The 19,154-nt window shown below is 60.9% G+C and carries 19 protein-coding genes; 11 read left to right on the plus strand and 8 right to left on the minus strand.

Annotated elements, in window-relative coordinates; genetic code table 11:
- The first annotated feature begins 1 nt into the window (after position 1).
- The 8 genes from trbE (at position 2) to RX329_RS14300 (ending at position 8,018) form a co-directional block, all read left to right on the plus strand.
- Positions 2-2,443 carry a conjugal transfer protein TrbE gene (gene trbE / locus RX329_RS14265; RefSeq protein ID WP_317246010.1) on the plus strand — a complete coding sequence of 814 codons (2,442 nt, stop codon included), beginning with the start codon at positions 2-4 and terminating at the stop codon, positions 2,441-2,443.
- Complete coding sequence (trbJ, locus tag RX329_RS14270; RefSeq protein ID WP_317246011.1) at positions 2,440-3,171, plus strand: P-type conjugative transfer protein TrbJ; 732 nt, start codon at positions 2,440-2,442, stop codon at positions 3,169-3,171. The genes trbE and trbJ overlap by 4 nt, the downstream gene beginning before the upstream one ends.
- Positions 3,171-3,527 carry a putative entry exclusion protein TrbK-alt gene (gene trbK-alt / locus RX329_RS14275; protein WP_317246012.1) on the plus strand — a complete coding sequence of 119 codons (357 nt, stop codon included), beginning with the start codon at positions 3,171-3,173 and terminating at the stop codon, positions 3,525-3,527. Before trbJ ends, trbK-alt begins: the two co-directional genes overlap by 1 nt.
- On the plus strand, positions 3,524-4,753 hold the full coding sequence (gene trbL / locus RX329_RS14280) for a P-type conjugative transfer protein TrbL (RefSeq protein ID WP_317246013.1): 1,230 nt from the start codon (positions 3,524-3,526) through the stop codon (positions 4,751-4,753). The genes trbK-alt and trbL overlap by 4 nt, the downstream gene beginning before the upstream one ends.
- Before the next feature lie 93 nt (positions 4,754-4,846).
- Complete coding sequence (gene trbF, locus RX329_RS14285) at positions 4,847-5,530, plus strand: conjugal transfer protein TrbF (RefSeq protein ID WP_317246014.1); 684 nt, start codon at positions 4,847-4,849, stop codon at positions 5,528-5,530.
- A 35-nt stretch (positions 5,531-5,565) separates the two neighbouring features.
- The gene (trbG, locus tag RX329_RS14290; RefSeq protein ID WP_317246409.1) at positions 5,566-6,561 is read left to right on the plus strand and encodes a P-type conjugative transfer protein TrbG; all 996 of its coding nucleotides are present in this window, start codon (positions 5,566-5,568) and stop codon (positions 6,559-6,561) included.
- On the plus strand, positions 6,558-7,769 hold the full coding sequence (locus tag RX329_RS14295; protein WP_317246015.1) for a TrbI/VirB10 family protein: 1,212 nt from the start codon (positions 6,558-6,560) through the stop codon (positions 7,767-7,769). Before trbG ends, RX329_RS14295 begins: the two co-directional genes overlap by 4 nt.
- A 3-nt stretch (positions 7,770-7,772) precedes the next feature.
- The gene (locus RX329_RS14300) at positions 7,773-8,018 is read left to right on the plus strand and encodes a DUF2274 domain-containing protein (protein ID WP_231142545.1); all 246 of its coding nucleotides are present in this window, start codon (positions 7,773-7,775) and stop codon (positions 8,016-8,018) included.
- Here RX329_RS14300 and RX329_RS14305 read toward each other — a convergent pair.
- The 3 genes from RX329_RS14305 to RX329_RS14315 all read right to left on the minus strand — a co-directional run bounded on the left by RX329_RS14305 (position 7,985) and on the right by RX329_RS14315 (position 10,476).
- Complete coding sequence (locus tag RX329_RS14305) at positions 7,985-8,944, minus strand: LysR family transcriptional regulator (RefSeq protein ID WP_317246016.1); 960 nt, start codon at positions 8,942-8,944, stop codon at positions 7,985-7,987. The two genes, RX329_RS14300 and RX329_RS14305, sit on opposite strands and share 34 nt — an antisense overlap.
- Positions 8,945-9,029: 85 nt before the next feature.
- Entirely contained in the window at positions 9,030-9,662 is a 633-nt protein-coding gene (locus tag RX329_RS14310) for an acyl-homoserine-lactone synthase (protein ID WP_317246017.1), read from the minus strand.
- A gap of 85 nt (positions 9,663-9,747) precedes the next feature.
- Positions 9,748-10,476, minus strand: a complete 729-nt coding sequence (locus RX329_RS14315) for a LuxR family transcriptional regulator (protein ID WP_317246410.1) — start codon at positions 10,474-10,476, stop codon at positions 9,748-9,750.
- A gap of 305 nt (positions 10,477-10,781) precedes the next feature.
- Here RX329_RS14315 and RX329_RS14320 point away from each other — a divergent pair, with 305 nt between their 5' ends.
- Positions 10,782-11,276 (plus strand): hypothetical protein, encoded by a 495-nt coding sequence (locus RX329_RS14320; protein ID WP_317246018.1) that lies wholly within the window; start codon positions 10,782-10,784, stop codon positions 11,274-11,276.
- Between the two features lie 805 nt (positions 11,277-12,081).
- Here RX329_RS14320 and RX329_RS14325 read toward each other — a convergent pair.
- From RX329_RS14325 to RX329_RS14335, 3 genes are read right to left on the minus strand one after another with little or no spacing between them, the layout of a single operon-like run.
- Complete coding sequence (locus tag RX329_RS14325) at positions 12,082-12,984, minus strand: HlyD family secretion protein (protein ID WP_007594476.1); 903 nt, start codon at positions 12,982-12,984, stop codon at positions 12,082-12,084.
- Positions 12,981-13,199 carry a DUF1656 domain-containing protein gene (locus RX329_RS14330; protein WP_219679320.1) on the minus strand — a complete coding sequence of 73 codons (219 nt, stop codon included), beginning with the start codon at positions 13,197-13,199 and terminating at the stop codon, positions 12,981-12,983. The genes RX329_RS14325 and RX329_RS14330 overlap by 4 nt, the downstream gene beginning before the upstream one ends.
- Complete coding sequence (locus tag RX329_RS14335) at positions 13,196-15,265, minus strand: FUSC family protein (protein ID WP_317246019.1); 2,070 nt, start codon at positions 15,263-15,265, stop codon at positions 13,196-13,198. Before RX329_RS14335 ends, RX329_RS14330 begins: the two co-directional genes overlap by 4 nt.
- A gap of 90 nt (positions 15,266-15,355) precedes the next feature.
- On the opposite strand from RX329_RS14335, the gene RX329_RS14340 reads away from it, so the two are divergent.
- Entirely contained in the window at positions 15,356-16,294 is a 939-nt protein-coding gene (locus RX329_RS14340) for an AraC family transcriptional regulator (protein WP_148754953.1), read from the plus strand.
- Here the strand turns inward: RX329_RS14340 and ribB are convergent.
- Positions 16,253-17,329: a 3,4-dihydroxy-2-butanone-4-phosphate synthase gene (gene ribB, locus RX329_RS14345; RefSeq protein WP_007594472.1), complete on the minus strand. Its 1,077-nt coding sequence runs from the start codon at positions 17,327-17,329 to the stop codon at positions 16,253-16,255. The two genes, RX329_RS14340 and ribB, sit on opposite strands and share 42 nt — an antisense overlap.
- A gap of 142 nt (positions 17,330-17,471) precedes the next feature.
- Complete coding sequence (locus tag RX329_RS14350; protein ID WP_317246020.1) at positions 17,472-18,095, minus strand: Lrp/AsnC family transcriptional regulator; 624 nt, start codon at positions 18,093-18,095, stop codon at positions 17,472-17,474.
- 610 nt (positions 18,096-18,705) lie between these two features.
- On the opposite strand from RX329_RS14350, the gene RX329_RS14355 reads away from it, so the two are divergent.
- A complete protein-coding gene (locus tag RX329_RS14355) occupies positions 18,706-19,059 on the plus strand; it encodes a VOC family protein (RefSeq protein WP_007594462.1) in 354 nt (117 codons plus the stop codon).
- Positions 19,060-19,154 lie beyond the last annotated feature (95 nt).

Raw genomic sequence — 19,154 nt, forward strand, 5'->3', positions numbered from 1 at the left:
CATGATGAACCTTGCCGAATATCGCCATTCCAATGCGCGTCTTGCCGATTTCCTGCCTTGGGCCGCCCTCGTCGACAAGGGCATCATCCTGAACAAGGATGGCTCGTTCCAGCGGACAGCGAAGTTCCGTGGACCCGACCTCGATAGCGCGGTGCCAGCTGAACTTGTCGCGGTCGCCGGTCGTCTGAACAACGCACTTCGCCGCCTGGGATCCGGCTGGGCCGTGTTCGTTGAGGCGCAGCGCCATTTTGCCGGCAGCTATCCTCCGAGCACATTTCCGGATGTCGCATCCGCGCTGGTCGACGCCGAGCGCAGGGCCCAGTTCGAGGAGGCCGGCGCCCACTACGAGTCCAGCTACTTCCTGACTTTCCTCTATCTGCCCCCGGAGGAGGGCGCAGCCAAGGCAGAGCGACTGCTCTATGAAGGGCGCGATCGGACCGTTGGAGCCGATGCTCGCGAGGTACTTCGCGGCTTTATCGATCAAACCAGCCGCGTACTCGGGCTTCTGGAAGGATTCATGCCCGAATGCGCATGGCTCGATGATCAGGCCACGCTGACCTACCTGCACTCGACGATCTCGACCAAGCGTCATCGGGTTCGCGTGCCCGAAATTCCCATGTACATCGATGCGTTGTTGGCGGACCAGCCGCTGACCGGCGGTCTCGAGCCGATGTTGGGCTCGGCGAATTTGCGAGTCCTCACGATCGTCGGCTTCCCGGGGGCAACGACGCCGGGAATTTTGGATGACCTCAATCGCCTGCCATTCTCGTACCGCTGGTCGACCCGGGCGATCATGCTCGACAAGACCGATGCCACCAAGCTTTTGACCAAGATCCGCCGCCAGTGGTTCGCCAAGCGAAAGTCGATTGGCGCCATCCTCAAGGAGGTCATGACCAATGAGGCGTCGACGCTGCTCGATACCGACGCCCACAACAAGGCACTCGATGCCGACGCGGCGCTGCAGGAACTGGGATCGGACCAGATCGGACAGGCCTTTGTCACGGCAACGATCACCGTCTGGGACGGTGCTGCCAATGCTGCGGATGAAAAGCTCCGCCTGGTCGAGAAGGTCGTTCAGGGCCGCGATTTCACCTGCATGATCGAGACAGTGAACGCCGTGGAAGCCTGGCTCGGCAGTCTCCCCGGGCATGTCTATGCCAATGTGCGGCAGCCGCCGGTGTCGACCCTCAACCTCGCCCATATGATTCCGATGTCGGCTGTATGGGCGGGCGAGGCGCGGGATCTGCATTTTGGCGCTCCGCCGCTGCTGTTCGGCAAGACCGAGGGATCAACCCCGTTCCGGTTTTCGCTTCACGTCGGTGACGTCGGCCATACCCTGGTGGTGGGGCCAACAGGTGCTGGCAAGTCGGTCCTGCTAGCCCTCATGGCAATGCAATTCCGCCGTTACCCGAACTCCCAGGTGTTTGCGTTCGACTTCGGTGGATCGATCCGCGCCGCCGCACTTGCCATGGGCGGCGAATGGCATGATCTCGGTGGTGCCTTGTCTGACGGAGACGATCAACCCGTCGCGTTGCAGCCGCTGGCCTGGATCGACGATGCTTCCGAGCGCGGATGGGCCACCGAGTGGATCGGCGCGATCCTGGCACGCGAAAAGGTCGAGATCACCCCGGAGGTCAAGGACCATCTGTGGTCGGCGCTGACGTCTCTCGCGTCAGCGCCGAGGGAGGAGCGTACGCTTACGGGCCTGTCGGTCCTCTTGCAATCGAACGCCCTGAAACGCGCTCTGCAGCCCTATTGCCTTGGCGGTCCCTCCGGACGCCTGCTTGATGCTGAATTCGAGCGCCTTGGCGAGTCCTCCGTCCAGGCGTTTGAGACCGAAGGTCTGATCGGAACGAGTGCTGCGCCAGCCGTCCTCGCGTACTTCTTCCATCGGATTGGAGACCGTCTCGACGGCCGTCCCACGCTTCTCATCATTGATGAAGGGTGGCTTGCCCTTGACGACGAGGATTTTGCCGGCCAGCTCCGGGAATGGCTGAAGACGCTTCGCAAGAAGAACGCCTCCGTCATCTTCGCCACCCAGTCGCTATCCGATATCGACGGCTCCGCCATCGCACCGGCGATCATCGAAAGCTGTCCAACGCGGCTGTTGCTGCCGAACGAGCGGGCGATCGAACCGCAGATCACCGCGATCTATCGCCGCTTCGGCCTCAATGACCGCCAGATCGAGCTTCTGGCCCGGGCGACGCCCAAGCGTGACTACTACTGCCAGTCGCGCCGGGGCAACAGGATGTTCGAGCTTGGGCTTGGCGAAGTTGCGCTCGCCTTTACGGCAGCCTCTTCCAAGACGGACCAGGCTGCCATCGCGCAACTCCTCGCCGAGCACGGACCTGACGGCTTCGTACCGGCCTGGCTTCAGCACCGCGGCGTCGCCTGGGCCACGGACCTGATTCCCAGTCTCGTAAATCTGGAGAAGTTGCAATGAGGCGCCTTGGTCTATTCGCCGCGGCTGGCACGATCGCATTCACGCTTTGCGTCACGGCACCCGCACGAGCGCAGTGGATCGTCTTCGATCCCAACAACTACGTCCAGAACGTGCTGACCGCCGCGCGCGAGCTGCAGCAGATCAGCAACCAGATCACCTCGTTGCAGAACGAAGCGCAGATGCTGATCAACCAGGCCAGGAATCTGGCAAGTCTGCCGTATTCTTCGCTCCAGCAACTGCAATCATCGATCCAGCGTACCCAGCAGTTGCTGGCCCAGGCCCAGAGGATCGCCTACGACGTCCAGCAGATCGACCGCGCGTTCTCGACGAGCTATGCGCCGGCGAGCGGTAGCCAGTCCAGCCAAGCGTTGATCATTAGCGCTCAATCCCGGTGGCAGAATTCTGTCGCGGCGCTGCAAGACGCGCTCCGGGTCCAGGCCGGTGTCGTCGGCAACCTCGATACCAACCGCATCCAGACATCGGCGCTCGTGACGTCGAGCCAGGGCGCCAGCGGCGCCCTGCAGGCGACCCAGGCCGGCAACCAGATCCTCGCGCTTCAGGCGCAGCAGCTTGCCGACCTCACCGCCACTGTCGCGGCACAGGGCAGGGCACAGAGCCTTGAAGCGGCGCAGCGCGCCGCAGCCCAAGACCAGGGACGCGAACAGCTCCGGCGGTTTCTGACACCGGGGCCGGGCTATCAATCCCAGGACGTGCGGATGTTCCACTGATGACTGATACTGGCCCATTCAAAGCGCTATCGCTACTCATGTCGGTCGGGGTGCTGGCCGTCGCAGGCTGCGCGATCCAGCTTCGTGGCGGAGAAAATACCTCTGCGATGCAAACGGCAGAGCAGGCCAAAGACGTTGACCGTTCCGAGCTTGAGCGCTGCCGCACCGTCTCTTCGGAAGATGCCGCCGGCTATCAGCATTGCCAGAAGGTCTGGGCTGAAAATCGCCGTCGCTTCTTTGTCAGGCGGGACGGTGCTGCCGCTGCGGTAACCGGCCCGACAGCCCTGCCAAAAGATCAGAGCCGGATGCCGCAAGGATATCCGTCCGCGGCGGTGCCCGGGGAAGGTAAGCCATGACCGGCACCGGCATTATCGACCAGTTCCTTGAGACATTCACCCGCTACATCGACAACGGCTTCGGGCTTTTGGGTGGCGAGGTCGGGTATCTCGCGACAACGCTGGCCGCCATCGATATCACGCTCGCCGCGCTATTCTGGAGTTGGGGCACGGACGAGGATATCATCGCGCGCCTCGTCAAGAAAACGCTGTTCGTTGGGGTCTTCGCGTATCTGATCGGTAATTGGAATAACCTGGCACGGATCGTCTTCGAGAGCTTTGCCGGTCTCGGACTGAAGGCATCTGGTTCGAGCCTCTCCGCGTCAGACTTCCTGCGACCGGGAAAGATCGCCCAAGTCGGGCTCGATGCCGGAAGGCCGATGCTGGATTCGATCTCGAACCTGATGGGCTACATCAGCTTCTTCGAGAATTTCGTCCAGATTGTCGTTCTCCTGTTCGCCTGGGTCGTGGTGCTGCTCGCCTTCTTCATTTTGGCGATCCAGCTCTTCGTCACCCTGATCGAGTTCAAGCTGACGACGCTGGCCGGCTTCGTGCTCATACCCTTTGGCCTGTTTGGAAAGACGGCCTTCGCGGCAGAACGGGTCCTGGGGAACGTCATATCCTCCGGGATCAAGGTCTTGGTCCTGGCCGTCATCGTCGGCATTGGCTCAACCCTGTTCTCGCAGTTCACGGCGGGTTTTGGCGGCGCGCAGCCTACAATCGAAGATGCGATGACGCTGGTGCTCGCGGCTCTGTCCTTGCTGGGGCTCGGCATCTTCGGTCCCGGAATCGCAAACGGCCTGGTGTCAGGCGGACCCCAGCTCGGCGCCGGCGCTGCGATCGGGACAGGTCTTGCTGCCGGCGGCGTCGTTGCGGCAGGTGCAGGTCTTGCCGCCGGTGGTGCTGGTCTGGCTGGGGGTGCGCTCGCAGGTGCAGGGCGCGGTGGGGCTGCCATGGTGAGCGGCGCATCTGCGGCCTATCGAAGCGGCGGCCTTGCGGGGGGCGCGGAGGCGGGTGGCTCGGCTGCCATGAGTCCATTGCGTCGAGCCGCGGCCGCATTCGCCAGTAGCGGGCAAGCGAGTGAGCCGGCCGCAAGTACGTCCACCGAGGGGCAGCCCGATTGGGCGCGGCGCATGAAACGCGGTCAGACCATTCGGCACGGCGCGTCGGCGGCCGGTCATGCCGTGCGCTCTGGCGATCAAGGCGGCAGTGGCTCTTCTGTCGATCTCTCGGAAGGAGAGCGCTGACAGGCAGCCCAACCTGCTGGTTCGCCGGGCCAGCAACGGCGTCAAACGGCACACCGCACACTCGCAACCAATCACTCGATCTCAGGGGCAACTATGTTCAGACGACCTTCCGTTCACTACGGGCGCACGCCCGAGCCGGTCACGCCCTACCAAAAAGCAGCGCAAGTCTGGGACGAACGCATTGGATCTGCGCGCGTGCAGGCCAAGAATTGGCGCTTGATGGCCTTCGGTTGTCTCATGCTCTCGGGCGGCCTGGCCGGTGGACTTGTTTGGCAGTCAGCACAAGGATCGATCACGCCATGGGTCGTCGAGGTCGATCGCCTGGGCCAGGCCCAGCGGGTTGCGCCAGCCAACATCGACTATCAGCCCACGGACGCTCAGATCGCCTACCACCTGGCGCGCTTTATCGAGGACGTCAGAGGCTTGCCGGCTGACGGCATCGTGCTGCGCCAGAACTGGCTTAGGGCTTATGACTTTACGACCGATCGCGGAGCGGCTGCGCTCAACGATTTTGCGCGCAACAATGACCCCTTTGCCAGGCTGGGCAAGGCGCAGATCTCCGTCGATGTCTCGAGCGTCATTCGGGCCTCTTCAGAAAGTTTCCGGGTCGCATGGACCCAACGCATCTACGAGAACGGCTCGCTGAGCGCGACCGAGCGCTGGACCGCGATTCTCACGGTGGCCATCGAGACGCCGCGCGATGCCGAACGCCTGCGTAAGAATCCCCTTGGCGTCTACGTCCGCGCCATCAACTGGTCGAAGGAGTTGGGTCAGTGATCAAGACGACGCGTGACACGTGTTCAAAACGTCCGATCCAACACCGCAACTGCAGTTCGAACAGGTGCAAGCTCGCGGCTTTGAGGCGAGCGCTTTTACTAGCTCTGCTGCTTAGCACATCAGCCCTCGCTGGATGCGCCACCTACATTCCGCCGGAAATCAGCTATGACGCGGAGGTCCCGCCGTTGCCAGCGCCTCCAGCGGCACTCGATGACCGACCTCAGCCGCTTCACGTTCCGCCGCTATGGATACCTGTCCTCGGCGGCAAGTCGGGGGCCAAGGAAGAGGCTGAACCCGTGAGCCGGGTTGAGACCGCAAACAGCGCGGCGCGAGTCGAGCCACGCAAAAGGGGGTACTTCAACGCAGCGCAAATTTACGCATTCAGCCCAGGGGCGCTCTACCAGGTCTACGCCGCTCCCGGACAGATCACGGACATCGCGCTGGAAGAGGGAGAGCAATTGACGGGATCCGGACCGATCGCGGCCGGAGATACCGTGCGCTGGGTCGTGGGAGATACCGAGAGCGGGAGCGGGGACACGCGCCGGGTCCACATCTTGGTGAAGCCGACCCGGGCCTCAATCGAGACGAATCTTGTCATCAACACGGACCGGCGCACCTACCTGATCGAGCTCCGCTCCCGCGAACGGCCGTACATGCCATCCGTAGCCTGGTACTACCCGGAAACGGTTCGCGAACGCTCGCGCTCCGTCGCCCTCAGACCCGTCATTCCAGATCCAGCGCAGCGTGTCTTTCGTTACGCGATCGACGGCGACAGTCCACCTTGGCGGCCGCTCGCAGCGTATGACGACGGCCGAAAGGTCTATATCGAATTCCCTCAAGGGATCGTCCAGGGCGAGATGCCACCGCTCTTCGTCATCGGACCCGACGGCAAGACTGAACTCGTCAACTATCGCGCCTTCGGCAACGTGCTGATCGTGGACCGGCTGTTTGCAGCCGCAGAACTGCGGCTCGGCGGTGAGCATCAGCAGAAGGTCAGAATCGTCCGGACTGACGGGAGGCCGTCGTCATGAACACGAAGAACGAAAACAGCTCTGACGGGGTCATTCCGCCGCAAACGCCGGAGCAGCATTCCAGGAGCTTCCGACTACGAGCCGAACCCCCGCGGGTCACCCGATTGTCGCGCAAGGTACTGGCGGGAGGGAGCGCGGTTGCCCTGCTGGTTATCGGCGGAGCCGTATTGTGGTCATTGCAAAGCAATCGCCCTCGCAACCAGACGACCGACGAGCTCTATAGCACCGATCATCACAATCTCGCTGACGGGATTGAGGCGCTGCCGAAGGACTATACTGGCGTTTCGCGCCAAACCGTGCCGCAACTTGGCCCGCCGCTCCCAGGCGACCTCGGTCGACCGATCCTGGCCGCTCAAGGCCAGTCGCCGACCACCGGCGGAGATCCGGAACAGCAACGCCGGGATCAAGAGAGCGAGGCGGCCCGTATCAGCCATCTGTTCGCGTCGAGCATTGGGAGAGAACCGCGTCCGCCCGGCGCTACGGCAGCTGGAGGCGAGCACTTCGTGCCGCCGAACGCAACGAGCACCGGCGAGGATGGATCTGCAAAAAACGCGCAGGACAGAAAACTTGCCTTTGTGAACGCTTCTGTGGATCGCCGCACGGTAAGCCCTGACCGCGTCAGCAGGCCCGCTTCACCGTACGTTGTGCAGGCTGGGACGGTTATTCCAGGAGCGCTGATCACCGGGATCAGGTCAGATCTTCCCGGCCAAGTCACGGCCCAGGTGACAGAGAACTTATACGACACTCCGACAGGTCGCTTTTTGCTCGTACCTCAGGGTACGCGTCTGATCGGCATGTACGATAGTCAGGTCACCTTCGGACAGTCCCGCGTGCTGCTCGTCTGGACGCGGTTGATCATGCCGAATGGACGTTCAATCGTTCTCGAGCGGCAGCCTGGCGCTGACACCGCGGGATATGCGGGTCTCGAAGATCAGGTTGACAGTCATTGGGGCGAACTCTTCAAGGCTACGGCACTATCGACGTTTTTGGCTGTCGGGACTGAACTCGGCGCCGGGTCGGACACCAACAGCAACGACAGCGCAATCATCCAAGCATTGCGGCACGGCGCCTCGGACTCACTGAACCAGACCGGACAGCAGGTAGTTCGGCGCAGTCTCAACATCCAGCCCACGTTGACCGTGCGACCAGGTTTCCCGGTTCGCGTTGTCGTCAATCGCGACCTCATACTTGCGCCGTACGGAGGATAGGGGATGTCCAAGCTTAGAATAGGAGCGCTGCCCGACGACAAGCCCGTCAAGGTCGCCATTGAGCTTCCGGCATCGGTGCATCGAGATCTCGTCGCCTATGCGGAGGCCCTGGCACGCGAAAGTGGGCAGCGCATCGACCCGGCAAAGCTGATCGCGCCCATGCTGGCGCGCTTTATGGCCACGGACCGCGGATTTGCAAAGGCGAGACGGGCCGGTCACGCCCAGGCAGTCGGTGGCGGCGAGGGATAGCGTTCTGCCAACAGATCGAGGAAACGCTTCAGAGCCGGATTCTCATTGTCGTCGCGCCAATGGGCATAAAAGTCCACCCGGCTTGGTCCCGCTCCGTCCTGCAACTCCCTGTACACGAGGCCTGCAAAACTTGCACCAATATCCGATTCCATCACCAGGCTGAGCCCCATGCCCATACTCGTCAGACTCTTGATAATGCCGCGGCTTACGTCATGGCGCTGCACCCTGGGTCGGTCGTCGGGTAGTAGGAGTTTCGAGATCAGCAGATCCTCAAGTTCTCGTCCGGGATCATACTCGCTTACAAGAATCGTCTGGTCACGCAAATCGGTCCAATAGATGATCTCACGTGACGCGAGGCAGTGATCCTGAGGCAGCGAGATCAGGATGCGTTCGCTCCAGAGCAATAGTGATCTGGTGCCCCTTGAAGGCAGACGTCCAGGGCTAACGACAACGTCGACGGTTCCGTTACTTAGCGCAGTCATCAGACGGAAGCGAGAGCGCTCCATCGTTGCCAATTCGAGCTGTGGGAGCAGCTTCTTAAGCTCACCTATCGTCGCTCGCAAATTGCCGGTGGACATGGAGGTGAAGAAGCCGATCACAAGATGGCCAGTCTCTCCACGACCACCGGACCTCCCGGTGTCAACGAGCATGTCGACTTGTTCCAGAATCAACCGTGCGATCCGCAGAATGGCCTGTCCAGCCTGAGTAGGCTTAATTCCTCCGCTTGAACGCTCAAACAGTGAAGTACCCACGAGGTGCTCGAGTTGACCGATAGAGCGGCTGAAGGCGGTATGTTTGATTGCAAGCGCCTCCGCGGCTCGTCGAAAGCTTCCGCAATCACAAGCGACAACTGCCAGTCGAAGCTGTTGCAGGTCAATAGCTCTGGCTGCGTTCCGCCGATGATTCCTGATCTCAATATCCGTCATGTTCATAGCTCGCCAGGCAAAGCGCAAGATACGGCGTCCCCGCTCTAGGCGGGGACGCGCATATCGTTTGTTGACATGGACCGTTCTAGGCGGCCGCGAAGATTACTGGCGTCCAAAGGGCCGGTGCCGAAAGACCGCCGGCTTTACGAAGGCTGGCCAGAATATCGCGCGAAATCTCCAGGTAACCCGCCACGGCTAAGGTGTTGCCAATTGCGGAAGGATTGCCAATGCGCCGTAGGGGCCAGCCGGCTCGCCGAAGGATTCTCTCCATACGGACGTCCGTTACGGTGGCGATGTCAGTGAGTTGTCGTGAGAGCCCGAACTCGACCATTCCCGCAAACAGCTCGTAAGCAGCACGAGTGATACCGTGGTCCCCTTTCGGGGCATCGGCAGCAACATCGATTGCGAATCTACTACTTTCCCAAACGAGAGGAGTTGACGGCGCCGGTCGGCCTTCAAGAAGCGCGGGGAAGGTGTCACAAAGCATGGTCGGGCCAAGTGTGGGGAGGAGGCGTACGGAACCTTGCACCTGCCCGTTGTCACATAGCTGGGTTAGGTAAGCGGGATGCAATGCATCAAAATCGTCGATCTCCATGTCGCCACTGGTTTGAACGTCCCATGCCATGCGAAGCTTGAAAACGCGATACCGTAGCCGATGCATTTCGACGAGAGTTTCGGCGAACTGGCCATACAAGGGTGGTGTGATAAGCTGAATCATAGTCCCTCCAGGTGTGTACATCGCCACCTTTGGAGCGGATCACGGATCTTAAGTCATTACCTGTAGTTGTAGGGGGGCTGCGTCCCTAATTTTGCTCTTTTCTTTTCACGGCGGCTAAGCGGGCTACCGCTTGTACAATCGTCCGAACACCGAGTTTTTTCTTCGCGCCTTCTAGGTAGAAGGCAACCGTGTTGCGCGAGATGCCGAGAATGCATCCAATCTCCCAAGCGCTCTTGCCCCGAGCTGCCCACTCCAAGCATTCGAACTCGCGCGGGGATAGGCATGCCCCCTCTATTTCGTGTGCATTTGCTAGCTTTCGCCGGGTATGAGCATGGAAATACATCGCCATTAGCTGAAGAACGCGTCCATGCGATTCAATGAACCGTTCGAATTGTGGGCGGCTCTGGTCAACGGCAAAGGTCAATGCAGCGATGGGGCCGTGGCCATCGTGAATGGGCACCGTAAAGCCAAACCGAATTCCGAATTCCGCGGCCTCTTCGAAAAGCCGATGCTGTGCTTTCGATGTGAACTTCGAGTTGAAATTAACCCCCCATCGAAAGGGCTCGGGGTTTCGAAGAGCTTCTCCGATGACGGGATCAAGCACTTGATAATTGTTTCGTAGATAGTGTGCTACCCACCGCGATGGATATGTAGAGATTAGGCGCGGTTTGCCTTTGTTTGAGTGCTGGAGGGCTAGATAGGCAAAACACGATAGGTCCAAAGCGGTCGCTGTGTCCGCCATGGCTTTGGAGAAGTCTTGGAGATCTTCTGCGGTCGCTAGGAGATCAATGAAATTTTGAAAGATGCGGTGCATCGCTGCCAAGCAAGCCGTGCATGGTGCGAGAGCAGAGATCTCGCCCAATTCGTTGATTGTGCCCACAACAAGTGACCAAAGAGCCGCGCTTCGCGGCCGGTGAAGTCAAGGCAAGACCCTCTTGTACCAAACACCACAACGTCGTGCCTCGTACAGTTTGTCTTTGCCTATTCTCATAACGCCCCCGGCATTTTGTGCCGAAATCGCAGCCGTCACCCCCAAAGCGCCGAATGTGATGCGGCTATGCAACTGGCCAGGGGCCTGCATGTGCCGGGACTCTGCGTTGACCGGCCAGAAAGGCCAGTTTGCCGACCAAGCTGATCATCGACCAAGAGACTCACCGGATCATCGGCGGTGTGATCGTTTGGCCCGCAGGCTGGCGACATGATCGGAGAACCTGTCCGGCGATCGAGATGGGCGCCGATGCAATTGATATCAGCAAAACCATTCATCCGCATCCGACGTTCGGAGAAACAATAGGCCTGGCTGCCGAAGTACGAAGGTGTTTGCACGGATGTGTTGCCGGGTGCGAAGAGGTCGACCAAGCGCGCGAGCCACTAGAAATTCAGAACATGAGCCTGCATCAGGTGTCTCGCTGCCGATCGTTCATATGGGACCCGAATATGGCGGGAACTTCTCGGAGGGAGGTCAAGGTACCTTTGAGCGTTCAGGAGGAGGAATTTGCCGCGGCATGTCAATACGTCGTTCTGGAGAGAAGACCTGATCTAGTAGCATCCATCGTCATTGTAGACAGCCAGCTCAGGATTGGGAATGATCCGCATGTTCGGTCGCATTTGTAGAACTCGGTCTTGCCAGATTGGTGCGAGTTCTACATCTCGCAATCGAAGGCAAGGCGATGGCGCTGGAAAAAAAGTGCCTAGGCTCCTGTTCGACCTGTCGAGCTTCAGAAGAAAGACGCTCCGCGCGCTAGGTGGAGACGATCGAGGACAGCACCTCGGGAAATAGGCGCGATTTCGTCAGCGCGCGATTTAAAGGAATGGACACTCATCATCGCAAAACCCAGGCAGTCATCCTCGGCAGAACCCTCGGCGATTGGGAGTTCTGAACTGCAAAAGCAGGTATGGCGGCGCGGGCATTGCGAGATCTGAGCCGGGCGATGAAATGACCTGTTCTGGACGTGGGGAGCCTGGTGATCGACCCTTCAAGTTTCGCGCGCGCTTTTTGGTGCAGTCGAAATCGTACCTCGCGTCAAATGCCGAAAATGGCGCTGAGAGCTGCGGACTTCAGCCCAAAATGCGGTCTGATGTGCACGACAGTATTGCTGCTTGATGTCGTTCGTTAGATTTCCGCGATCGAATTCTGCATTCGGCGTTTGCGAAAGATATCCGATCTTTCGTTTCCTCCCTCTACTTGGCCCGGCGCGATCGGCGGGCCCTTTCTCAAGGTCTGGCTACATCTGGTGCCGCGACGAAACGGCGCTATTTCGCGATTCTTGCTTGCGCTTACGGTAACAAACGCTAGTTGTTTCTATGCTCCGGACCAGACTACGAATCTAAGGGGCGGACGTTCGAATCGTTCCGGGCGCGCCATTCAGCTTTGCTTTCATTAGATTTTCTTGGCTCCGGCTGAACGCGTTACCGAGCGTTACCGTAGAACGTCCATGGTGTTTGGCGGTGCGTTGCGGTTTCCAACATTGACTTGCACCGTCGCAGTCGTTCCGACGATCAGGCGATCGACATCTTTGCGCGGGATGCGGACCCGAACCGGAATGCGCTGGGCGAGCCTGACCCAGGAGAACGATGGATTGACGCTGGCGAGCAGGCTTGACCCCAAACTTCGATCGCGGTCCTCGATTCCGCCAGCGATACTCTCGACCCGACCGCTCAGCGTCGTTCCGCTCATCAGCTTCACGTCAACGGCGTCACCGACGTGGATCCGCGGGATCTTGGTCTCCTCGAAATAGCCTTCGACACGCACGGTGTCGATGTCGATCAGCGCCATGATGCCGCGCCCCGCGGCGAGATAGGTGCCGGGCCGTAAATCGAAATTGGTCACGCGGCCGTTCGCGGGCGCCCGGATTTCGGATCGATCGAGATCGAGCCGCGCGATCTGAAGGTCGGCCACGGCCTCACCATAAAGCGCCTTGGCTTGCAAATCCGTAGCGCGGATCGTCTCGCGCTGTTGCTGCGACACGACACCTTCGCTCAGCTTCTCGTATCGTGCGCGGTCGCTCGCTGCCTTCTCCGCGGCGGCTTCGCGGTTGGCCAGAGACGCCTCTGCTTGTTGGACGGCGAGGCGGAAACGGTCGGGATTCAGCCGCAGCAAGATATCGCCCTTGCGGACGACCTGATTGTCCCGGACCAGCACCTCGTCGACCAGCCCGGAGACATCGGCGGCAACGGCGATGATGTCGGCGCGGACGCGGCCGTCCCGTGTCCATGGCGCCGCCTCATAATGCTCCCACATGCCGATGCCGACCGGTGCCGCGACGCTCACCATCAGGACAGTGAGCATCATGCGGGGAAACATCGAACTCATCGTTGTCATAGCGGCAGCTTTCCCAGAACAGCGTAGAAGATCTTGGTCAGAATGACGAAGACGGCGAAGTCGAACAGCGCGGGGTGCCACGCATACCTTCGAATATGGACGCCGATGAATTTGCGGTTGGCCGCGGAGGCGATAAAGCAGGCCGCGAGCGCACAAGCACAGGCCAGCGCAAACGTCGGAACGTAGGCGCCGGCAATGGCGATTTCCTCGTTCATGGCATGGCCTTTCTGGACAAAGCATGAGCATCCGGAAACATCGTCCGACGCAGGCCGATCAGCGCGAGCGTTCGCTGCTGGCAGGCGGTCGTGTCTTTGCGCGTGTCGCACAGCGCGTTGTCGATCGCGGCCAGAAGGGCGCGCGCATCGTCAGGCGTCAGTTTCGCGTTGCCGCGGGCCAGCCAGCGGAATGCCTGCGACAGCATCGGCAGAAGCTGCTGGAGGCCAGGGTCGCTGCGCTCGTCCTCGTGCACTGCGGCTTGCCTGAGCGCGAGCAGATCGAGGCCGATTTGCAGCGCGGCCAAAGGACGGGCTTCCACCGCGATGTCCGTCGTCGCGCCAGCCAGCCGAGGGATCACCAGGCCGAATCGATCAAGCATGATGCTGGTCCATCTGGCGCGGCTCATCGGCCGCCGTGCAGCAGCCAGCCTCGCCAGATCGGACCAGCCGTGGCGCAGCAGACGCTGCGCCGCTCCCGATGCCGACAGTGAACGCAGCAATCGAATTGCGATGAACGCTGTGAGAAGTCCGATCATCGCAGCCGCATTGCTATTGATGAACAGAGCGAAGTCGGCGCTGAATTTGTTCTGGAGGTCGAGCGCGCTGATCAGTCCGAGACCGAGCGCCAGCGCCTTGATGAAATGCCGGGGATTGGCCTGCAGATAGCCGATCACCAGAAAGGTCGGCGCCAGCGAGAACACCAGCATCGGAAAGCCGGTGATGGCCGGGAAGATCACGAACAGGTAGATCGCGGCGATCGGCAGGCAGGCCAGCGTCCAGAGCGCGGAGCAAATCAGCGTTGGCGCGGGATCGTCGAGGCTGCTGTAGAGCGCCGCGGCGATGGCGGCGATTTGCGTGGCGACGCCGCCTTCCGGCCAGGCCGTCGTGATCCAGACCGTGCAGCAGCCGAGCACGGCGACGCCAAGAGCCACGACCGACAGAACGGCAAGGCCGGGATCGCTGTGCAGGCGTCGCCTCACGTGTCGATCCCGCAGGCCAGCTTGGCTCCAAATGGCAGGGTGAGCACCGCTGTGCAATGCGCGCGCCAGGTTTCGCGCGGCAGCCAGCGCTTCGATCAGCGTGGCCAATCTGGCCGCGGTTCCGGCCTCGATCAGCCGATCCCATTCGCTGCGATCGTTGCAACAGGTCGCTTCGAACGATGTGCACTTTCTGATCAGTTCGTCGGAAGTGGCCGGTGATCGCTCTGGCGCACGTGTCCAGTCGGCGAGTTCAGACAGCAGGTGGTTCAACTCGGCCGAGCGCCGCTCTCCCAAGGCGGCGAGTCCGTCCTCCACCGACAGCAGCATCGGCAAGACCAATGCGAGCTGGTCCTGCACGGCACCGATGGCGCGCAGGTCCGGCTTGCTCGCGGCGGTGTCGTAGCGCAGGTGCGTCGACAGGATCTCGATTTGCGTGATGTCCGCAGCGAGCTTCCAGCGCCCCGTATTCGGTGCCTTGTCGACGCGCGCGCAGAGCACATCGGTGGTCCGGGCGAAGGCGTCCGACAATGCGGCGCAGAGGGATTTCAGCACAGGAGTAGTGACGTCGCGCGGGAACAGCAGGGTGTGCACCAGGGTCGCACAGCCGATGCCGAGCAGGATCTCCTCGACACGCGACAGCGCGGTCACAAATACCATCGCCGGAACGTGGACGCTCGAGAACGCGATTGTCGTCGCGGTGTAGCCTGCCAGCAGGAAAGCATAGCTGCGCGGCGTGCGGTCCTGCAAGGAGATATAGAGGCAGAGTCCGGCCCATGCGGTAACGGCAACCGACAATAACGCGGGTTGATCGACCAGGATCGGGACCAGCGCCAGCGCCGCGCAGGCGCCCAGCAATGTCCCGACAAAGCGGTAGACGGCGCGTGACCGAACCGCGCCGGCGAACGGCTGTGCGGTCAGATAGACCGTGAGCATCGCCCAATACGGCCGCTCCAATCCGAGCCGGAAGGCAAAATAGATCGCGAGCATTGCCGCGATGAAGGAGTTCGCCGAGAACAGCGCCCATTTCGGATCGAGCCGGCCGGGCGCTGCTGCTGCGAGAAGCCGAGACAGAAATGGTGAAGGCATGATGTGATCGTCCGTGAAGCACGGAGACCATAGGCGTTGCTGCGTCGAGAGAATTTCGTTATTCTGCCAATTAATTGCTAAAGGATGACAATGCGCGGCACGCTCTATCAGCACTATCGGCGGTTCGATCCTGACATTTTGGACCGTCCGATCGTGGCCGGCATGGTGGATACCCGGGAGCAGGAGGACGAACTGCCGGTTCATATCCATCGCAAGGGACAGCTCGTCCTCGCCCAGCGCGGCGGTGTGACGTGCGAAGTGCCGAGCGGCCTGTGGATGGTCCCGCCGCGCTGCGGCGTCTGGATTCCCGGCGGTATGCCCCACAGCAATCGCGTCAGCGGCAACGCCAGCCTGCTGTTTCTCTATGTGGACATGGATGCGGCGAGCGTGCCGCAGGAATGCTGCACGCTGTCGATCTCACCGCTGTTGCACGAGCTGATCCATCGGATGGCGACGCTGCCCCCGCTCTACGATCCCGACGGCCCGCCCGCGCAGATCGCCGCGGTGCTCCTCAACGAGTTGATCGCCATGCCGACCGAACGGCTGCATCTTCCGATCACGCGGAGTTCGAAACTGCGTATGATCGCCGATGCCTTGATGGACAATCCGGCCGACCGTAGGACCGTGGCGGAGTGGGCGCAAGCCGTCGCGCTCGGCGAGCGGACGCTGATGCGCATTGTGCTCGCCGAGACCGGCATGACCTTCAGTCGCTGGCGTCAGCAGCTTCAGATCATCGTCGCCATCCAGAAATTGTCTGCTGGCAACACGGTTCAGTCCGTGTCCGAGGCGCTCGGCTACGAGTCGGTGAGTGCGTTCATCACCATGTTCAAGAAGGCGCTTGGCAAATCGCCGGCGCGCTACTTCTCCGAGCGCGAGGCCGGCCAGGCTGGCCCGGGGGAGACCTGCCGCGAGACGAACTGCAAGCTTCGCCGGATGCCTGAGGTGCGGGACGCGCTTAATGGACTTTCGCAACGCGGATGGCTGGAGTTAGAGCGCTTCGTTTCGGACGATCTCGATGCCGAAGCCTGACAGTCCCTTGAAGTGATGCGTCGACGACGTGAGGTGACGGATGGAGCTGATCTTGAGATCCCGCAGGATCTGGGCGCCGACGCCGATCTCGCGCCATTGCCGATTACGGTCGTCTTCGCGCGAACTGATCGGGCCTAGCGGCGCAGGCGGAACGCCCGCCGCGCCGTCGCGCAGATAGACGAGCACGCCGCTGCCATTATCCTTGAAGCGTTGCAGAATGACGTTCATCTTGGCCTGTTCCTGACCCGAGAACAAATCGCGCAGGATGTTGGGTTTGTAGAAGCGCGTAAGGACGTTGGTGCCGTCGCCCAGTTCTCCGTAGATATAGGCGACGTGATGAATGGGGTCGAACGGCGAGCGATACGAATAGCCCTGGAGCGGGCCGATCGGGCTCTCCGCCGTGACGCTCGAGACGCGCTCGATCAGCGTCTCGCGGGCCTGCCGGAAGCTGATGAGGTCTGCGATGGTGACCTGTTTCAGCTTGTGCTTGTCGGCGAACGCCGCGACTTGCGGCCCCTTCATCACCGAGCCATCGTCGTTCATCAGTTCGCTGATGACGCCGACCGGCTCGAGACCTGCCAGTCTGCACAGGTCGACGGCGGCCTCGGTGTGACCCGAGCGCATGAGTACGCCCCCTTCTTTTGCGATCAGCGGGAAGACGTGTCCCGGCCGGCAAAAATCGCCGGCGCCGGCGTTGGGGTTGGCGAGTGCACGGCAGCACGAGGCCCGCTCTTCGGCCGAGATGCCCGTACCGTTATCCGGCCGGTAGTCCACTGACACGGTGAACGCCGTGGTGTGAGCCGAGTCGTTGTTGACAACCATCGGGTCAAGCCGCAGGCGTCTCGCGTCTTCGAGGGTAATCGGAGCGCAGACGATTCCCGATGTATGGCGAATGATGAAGGCCATCTTCTCAGCGGTACACCGCGAGGCGGCAACGATGAGGTCCCCTTCGCCCTCGCGATCGTCGTCGTCGGTGACCACGACGATTTCGCCGTCGGCGAGCGCCTGCAGGGCCGCTTCGATCACACCCGTCATCTCGGTCGCTCTGCTCGCTGGAACCGACGGGTGCTCGCGTTGGGTCTTGTGCGGATTGTCAGGCTCGCAGCGCCGCTCGAGCACTCTGCCGATCTTAACTTCACCATTATTGTCAACTGGCCGGAGCGCATGGCGGGGCGCCTCATAGTCTTTCCACGCTGTAGCTGGGACGATTGGTGTCCAGCCCGATCGGCGCATCGGACAGCAAAGGACCAGTTGGGTCGTATCGGGGTCTTGGTGAGCGCTCCAGAGGGCGCGAGGGGTTGGCGCAAGCCTTGACGGTGACCGGCCGATTGGTGTCGATCGGCAGCACGGTCTTGTACGAAATGCGCTTGAGGGCCAGATTTGATCGAATGCTGCTGACGCCGGGGATGCGGGATAGTTTGTTGACAATCAGGTCTTCGAGATCTTCGATGTCGGCCGCCATGACGCGGAGCATGTAGTCGCTCTCACCGGTCATGAGATAGCATTCCATTACCTGGGCCAGCCGGTCGATGGATCGTGTGAAATTCTCGAGGGACGTCTGGACCTGCTTTTCCAGCTTGATCTGGATGAAAGCCGTTACACCAATGCCGAGCACGGCGGGATCGAGAAGGGCGATCCGTCGATCGATCACACCGAGCTTTTCGAGTGATCTGACGCGTGCCAGACACGGCGACGGCGAGAGATTCACGCGTGATGCGAGCTCGACATTGGTCAAGCTCGCATTCTGCTGGAGCTCGTTGAGGATCTTGATATCTATTCTGTCGAGAGAGGTCGTTGACATCGCGTATCTCCCAATTATGGCAGTCTTCTGCAGCGCGTATCACCGTCGTTTGCGGGGTGATGACAATCGCGTGGTAAAAGCTAACCGCAATTGCGCTTGTGGGATTTCGACAAATCATCGACTTATATTGAAAAACCATCAACCTTCGCATTGTGCATTGCGATCAGGAGGTTAGTTGCCTACTTCTGATACATTTTTTGCCTATGCGATATGCAGGCCGACGTTGATCCGCGGATTCGGTCAAGATGTAATGCCCGCCGCTCCATCGATTGGCTCCCCATGTCACTTGACGGGATGTGCAGCAGAGCTCGATGTCGAGAGCTGCCCTGTTTCGTACAACCGCCTGTCGTCGCGTGTGGCCCTGGTCCCACTTCGCTGACCACGCCGCGGGCGTTGCGTGAGACAAAAGGTTCGGCAGCAACGACGCCCACCCTCGTCAACCAGAAAATGGCAAAGATCGGCCGGCTGCAGAGTTGGATCTAGCGACTCGACAAGTTGTTACAGCATAAAATGCTGATGAAGCTTCTGTGACAGGCGTTGTTCAAGCAGTAATGCTGAGAGGCTCGGGCGACTATCCACCCACGATCGCACTTGGGTAGCGACGGTTTGGATGTCGAGCGTGAAACTGAAGCAAGTCTATTTGACAGCGAACGATCCTGGACGCCTGGCCGAGTTCTACGAAGGCCTGGGTCTGAAGGTGCGCTTCGCTGACCCCGGCAAGTGGATCCAGTTCGTGAGCGATGCGGCTGCGTTCTGCGTCGCCGGACCGACGGAGTCGGTCTCGGACCAGCTGCAAGATGCCGTTCTTGTCTTCGATGTCGATGACCTCGAGGCCGCCATGGAGCGTGCCGCAGCCATGGGGGCGCAAGTCGGCGCAGTTCGGGACATGGCCAGTCACGGCCGTGCGGTGAAGGTGCGGGATCCGGGCGGCAACGTCATCCAGTTCTATCAAGCAGCCGGATAGCTCAGACGTTCACCGGGGCAGCGCTGCATGCCCGGACTCACAACCAGACAAAGAGGGCGCATCCATCCCATGAATCCAAGGGTCGTAGCCATGCC

The sequence above is a fragment of the Bradyrhizobium sp. BWC-3-1 genome, from assembly GCF_032917965.1.
GTDB lineage: Bacteria > Pseudomonadota > Alphaproteobacteria > Rhizobiales > Xanthobacteraceae > Bradyrhizobium > Bradyrhizobium canariense_D.

Excerpts from the sequence above, each read along its gene's own strand:
- RX329_RS14335 (WP_317246019.1), bottom strand. The coding sequence starts at position 15,265 with ATGCCTTCACCATTTCTGTCTCGGCTTCTCGCAGCAGCAGCGCCCGGC.
- RX329_RS14310 (WP_317246017.1), bottom strand. The coding sequence starts at position 9,662 with ATGATTCAGCTTATCACACCACCCTTGTATGGCCAGTTCGCCGAAACT.
- RX329_RS14295 (WP_317246015.1), top strand. The coding sequence starts at position 6,558 with ATGAACACGAAGAACGAAAACAGCTCTGACGGGGTCATTCCGCCGCAA.
- RX329_RS14350 (WP_317246020.1), bottom strand. The coding sequence starts at position 18,095 with ATGTCAACGACCTCTCTCGACAGAATAGATATCAAGATCCTCAACGAG.
- trbK-alt (WP_317246012.1), top strand. The coding sequence starts at position 3,171 with ATGACTGATACTGGCCCATTCAAAGCGCTATCGCTACTCATGTCGGTC.
- RX329_RS14355 (WP_007594462.1), top strand. The coding sequence starts at position 18,706 with ATGTCGAGCGTGAAACTGAAGCAAGTCTATTTGACAGCGAACGATCCT.
- RX329_RS14325 (WP_007594476.1), bottom strand. The coding sequence starts at position 12,984 with ATGACAACGATGAGTTCGATGTTTCCCCGCATGATGCTCACTGTCCTG.
- RX329_RS14300 (WP_231142545.1), top strand. The coding sequence starts at position 7,773 with ATGTCCAAGCTTAGAATAGGAGCGCTGCCCGACGACAAGCCCGTCAAG.
- RX329_RS14315 (WP_317246410.1), bottom strand. The coding sequence starts at position 10,476 with ATGCACCGCATCTTTCAAAATTTCATTGATCTCCTAGCGACCGCAGAA.
- trbF (WP_317246014.1), top strand. The coding sequence starts at position 4,847 with ATGTTCAGACGACCTTCCGTTCACTACGGGCGCACGCCCGAGCCGGTC.
- RX329_RS14305 (WP_317246016.1), bottom strand. The coding sequence starts at position 8,944 with ATGACGGATATTGAGATCAGGAATCATCGGCGGAACGCAGCCAGAGCT.
- trbJ (WP_317246011.1), top strand. The coding sequence starts at position 2,440 with ATGAGGCGCCTTGGTCTATTCGCCGCGGCTGGCACGATCGCATTCACG.
- RX329_RS14340 (WP_148754953.1), top strand. The coding sequence starts at position 15,356 with ATGCGCGGCACGCTCTATCAGCACTATCGGCGGTTCGATCCTGACATT.
- ribB (WP_007594472.1), bottom strand. The coding sequence starts at position 17,329 with ATGACGGGTGTGATCGAAGCGGCCCTGCAGGCGCTCGCCGACGGCGAA.
- trbL (WP_317246013.1), top strand. The coding sequence starts at position 3,524 with ATGACCGGCACCGGCATTATCGACCAGTTCCTTGAGACATTCACCCGC.
- RX329_RS14330 (WP_219679320.1), bottom strand. The coding sequence starts at position 13,199 with ATGAACGAGGAAATCGCCATTGCCGGCGCCTACGTTCCGACGTTTGCG.
- trbE (WP_317246010.1), top strand. The coding sequence starts at position 2 with ATGATGAACCTTGCCGAATATCGCCATTCCAATGCGCGTCTTGCCGAT.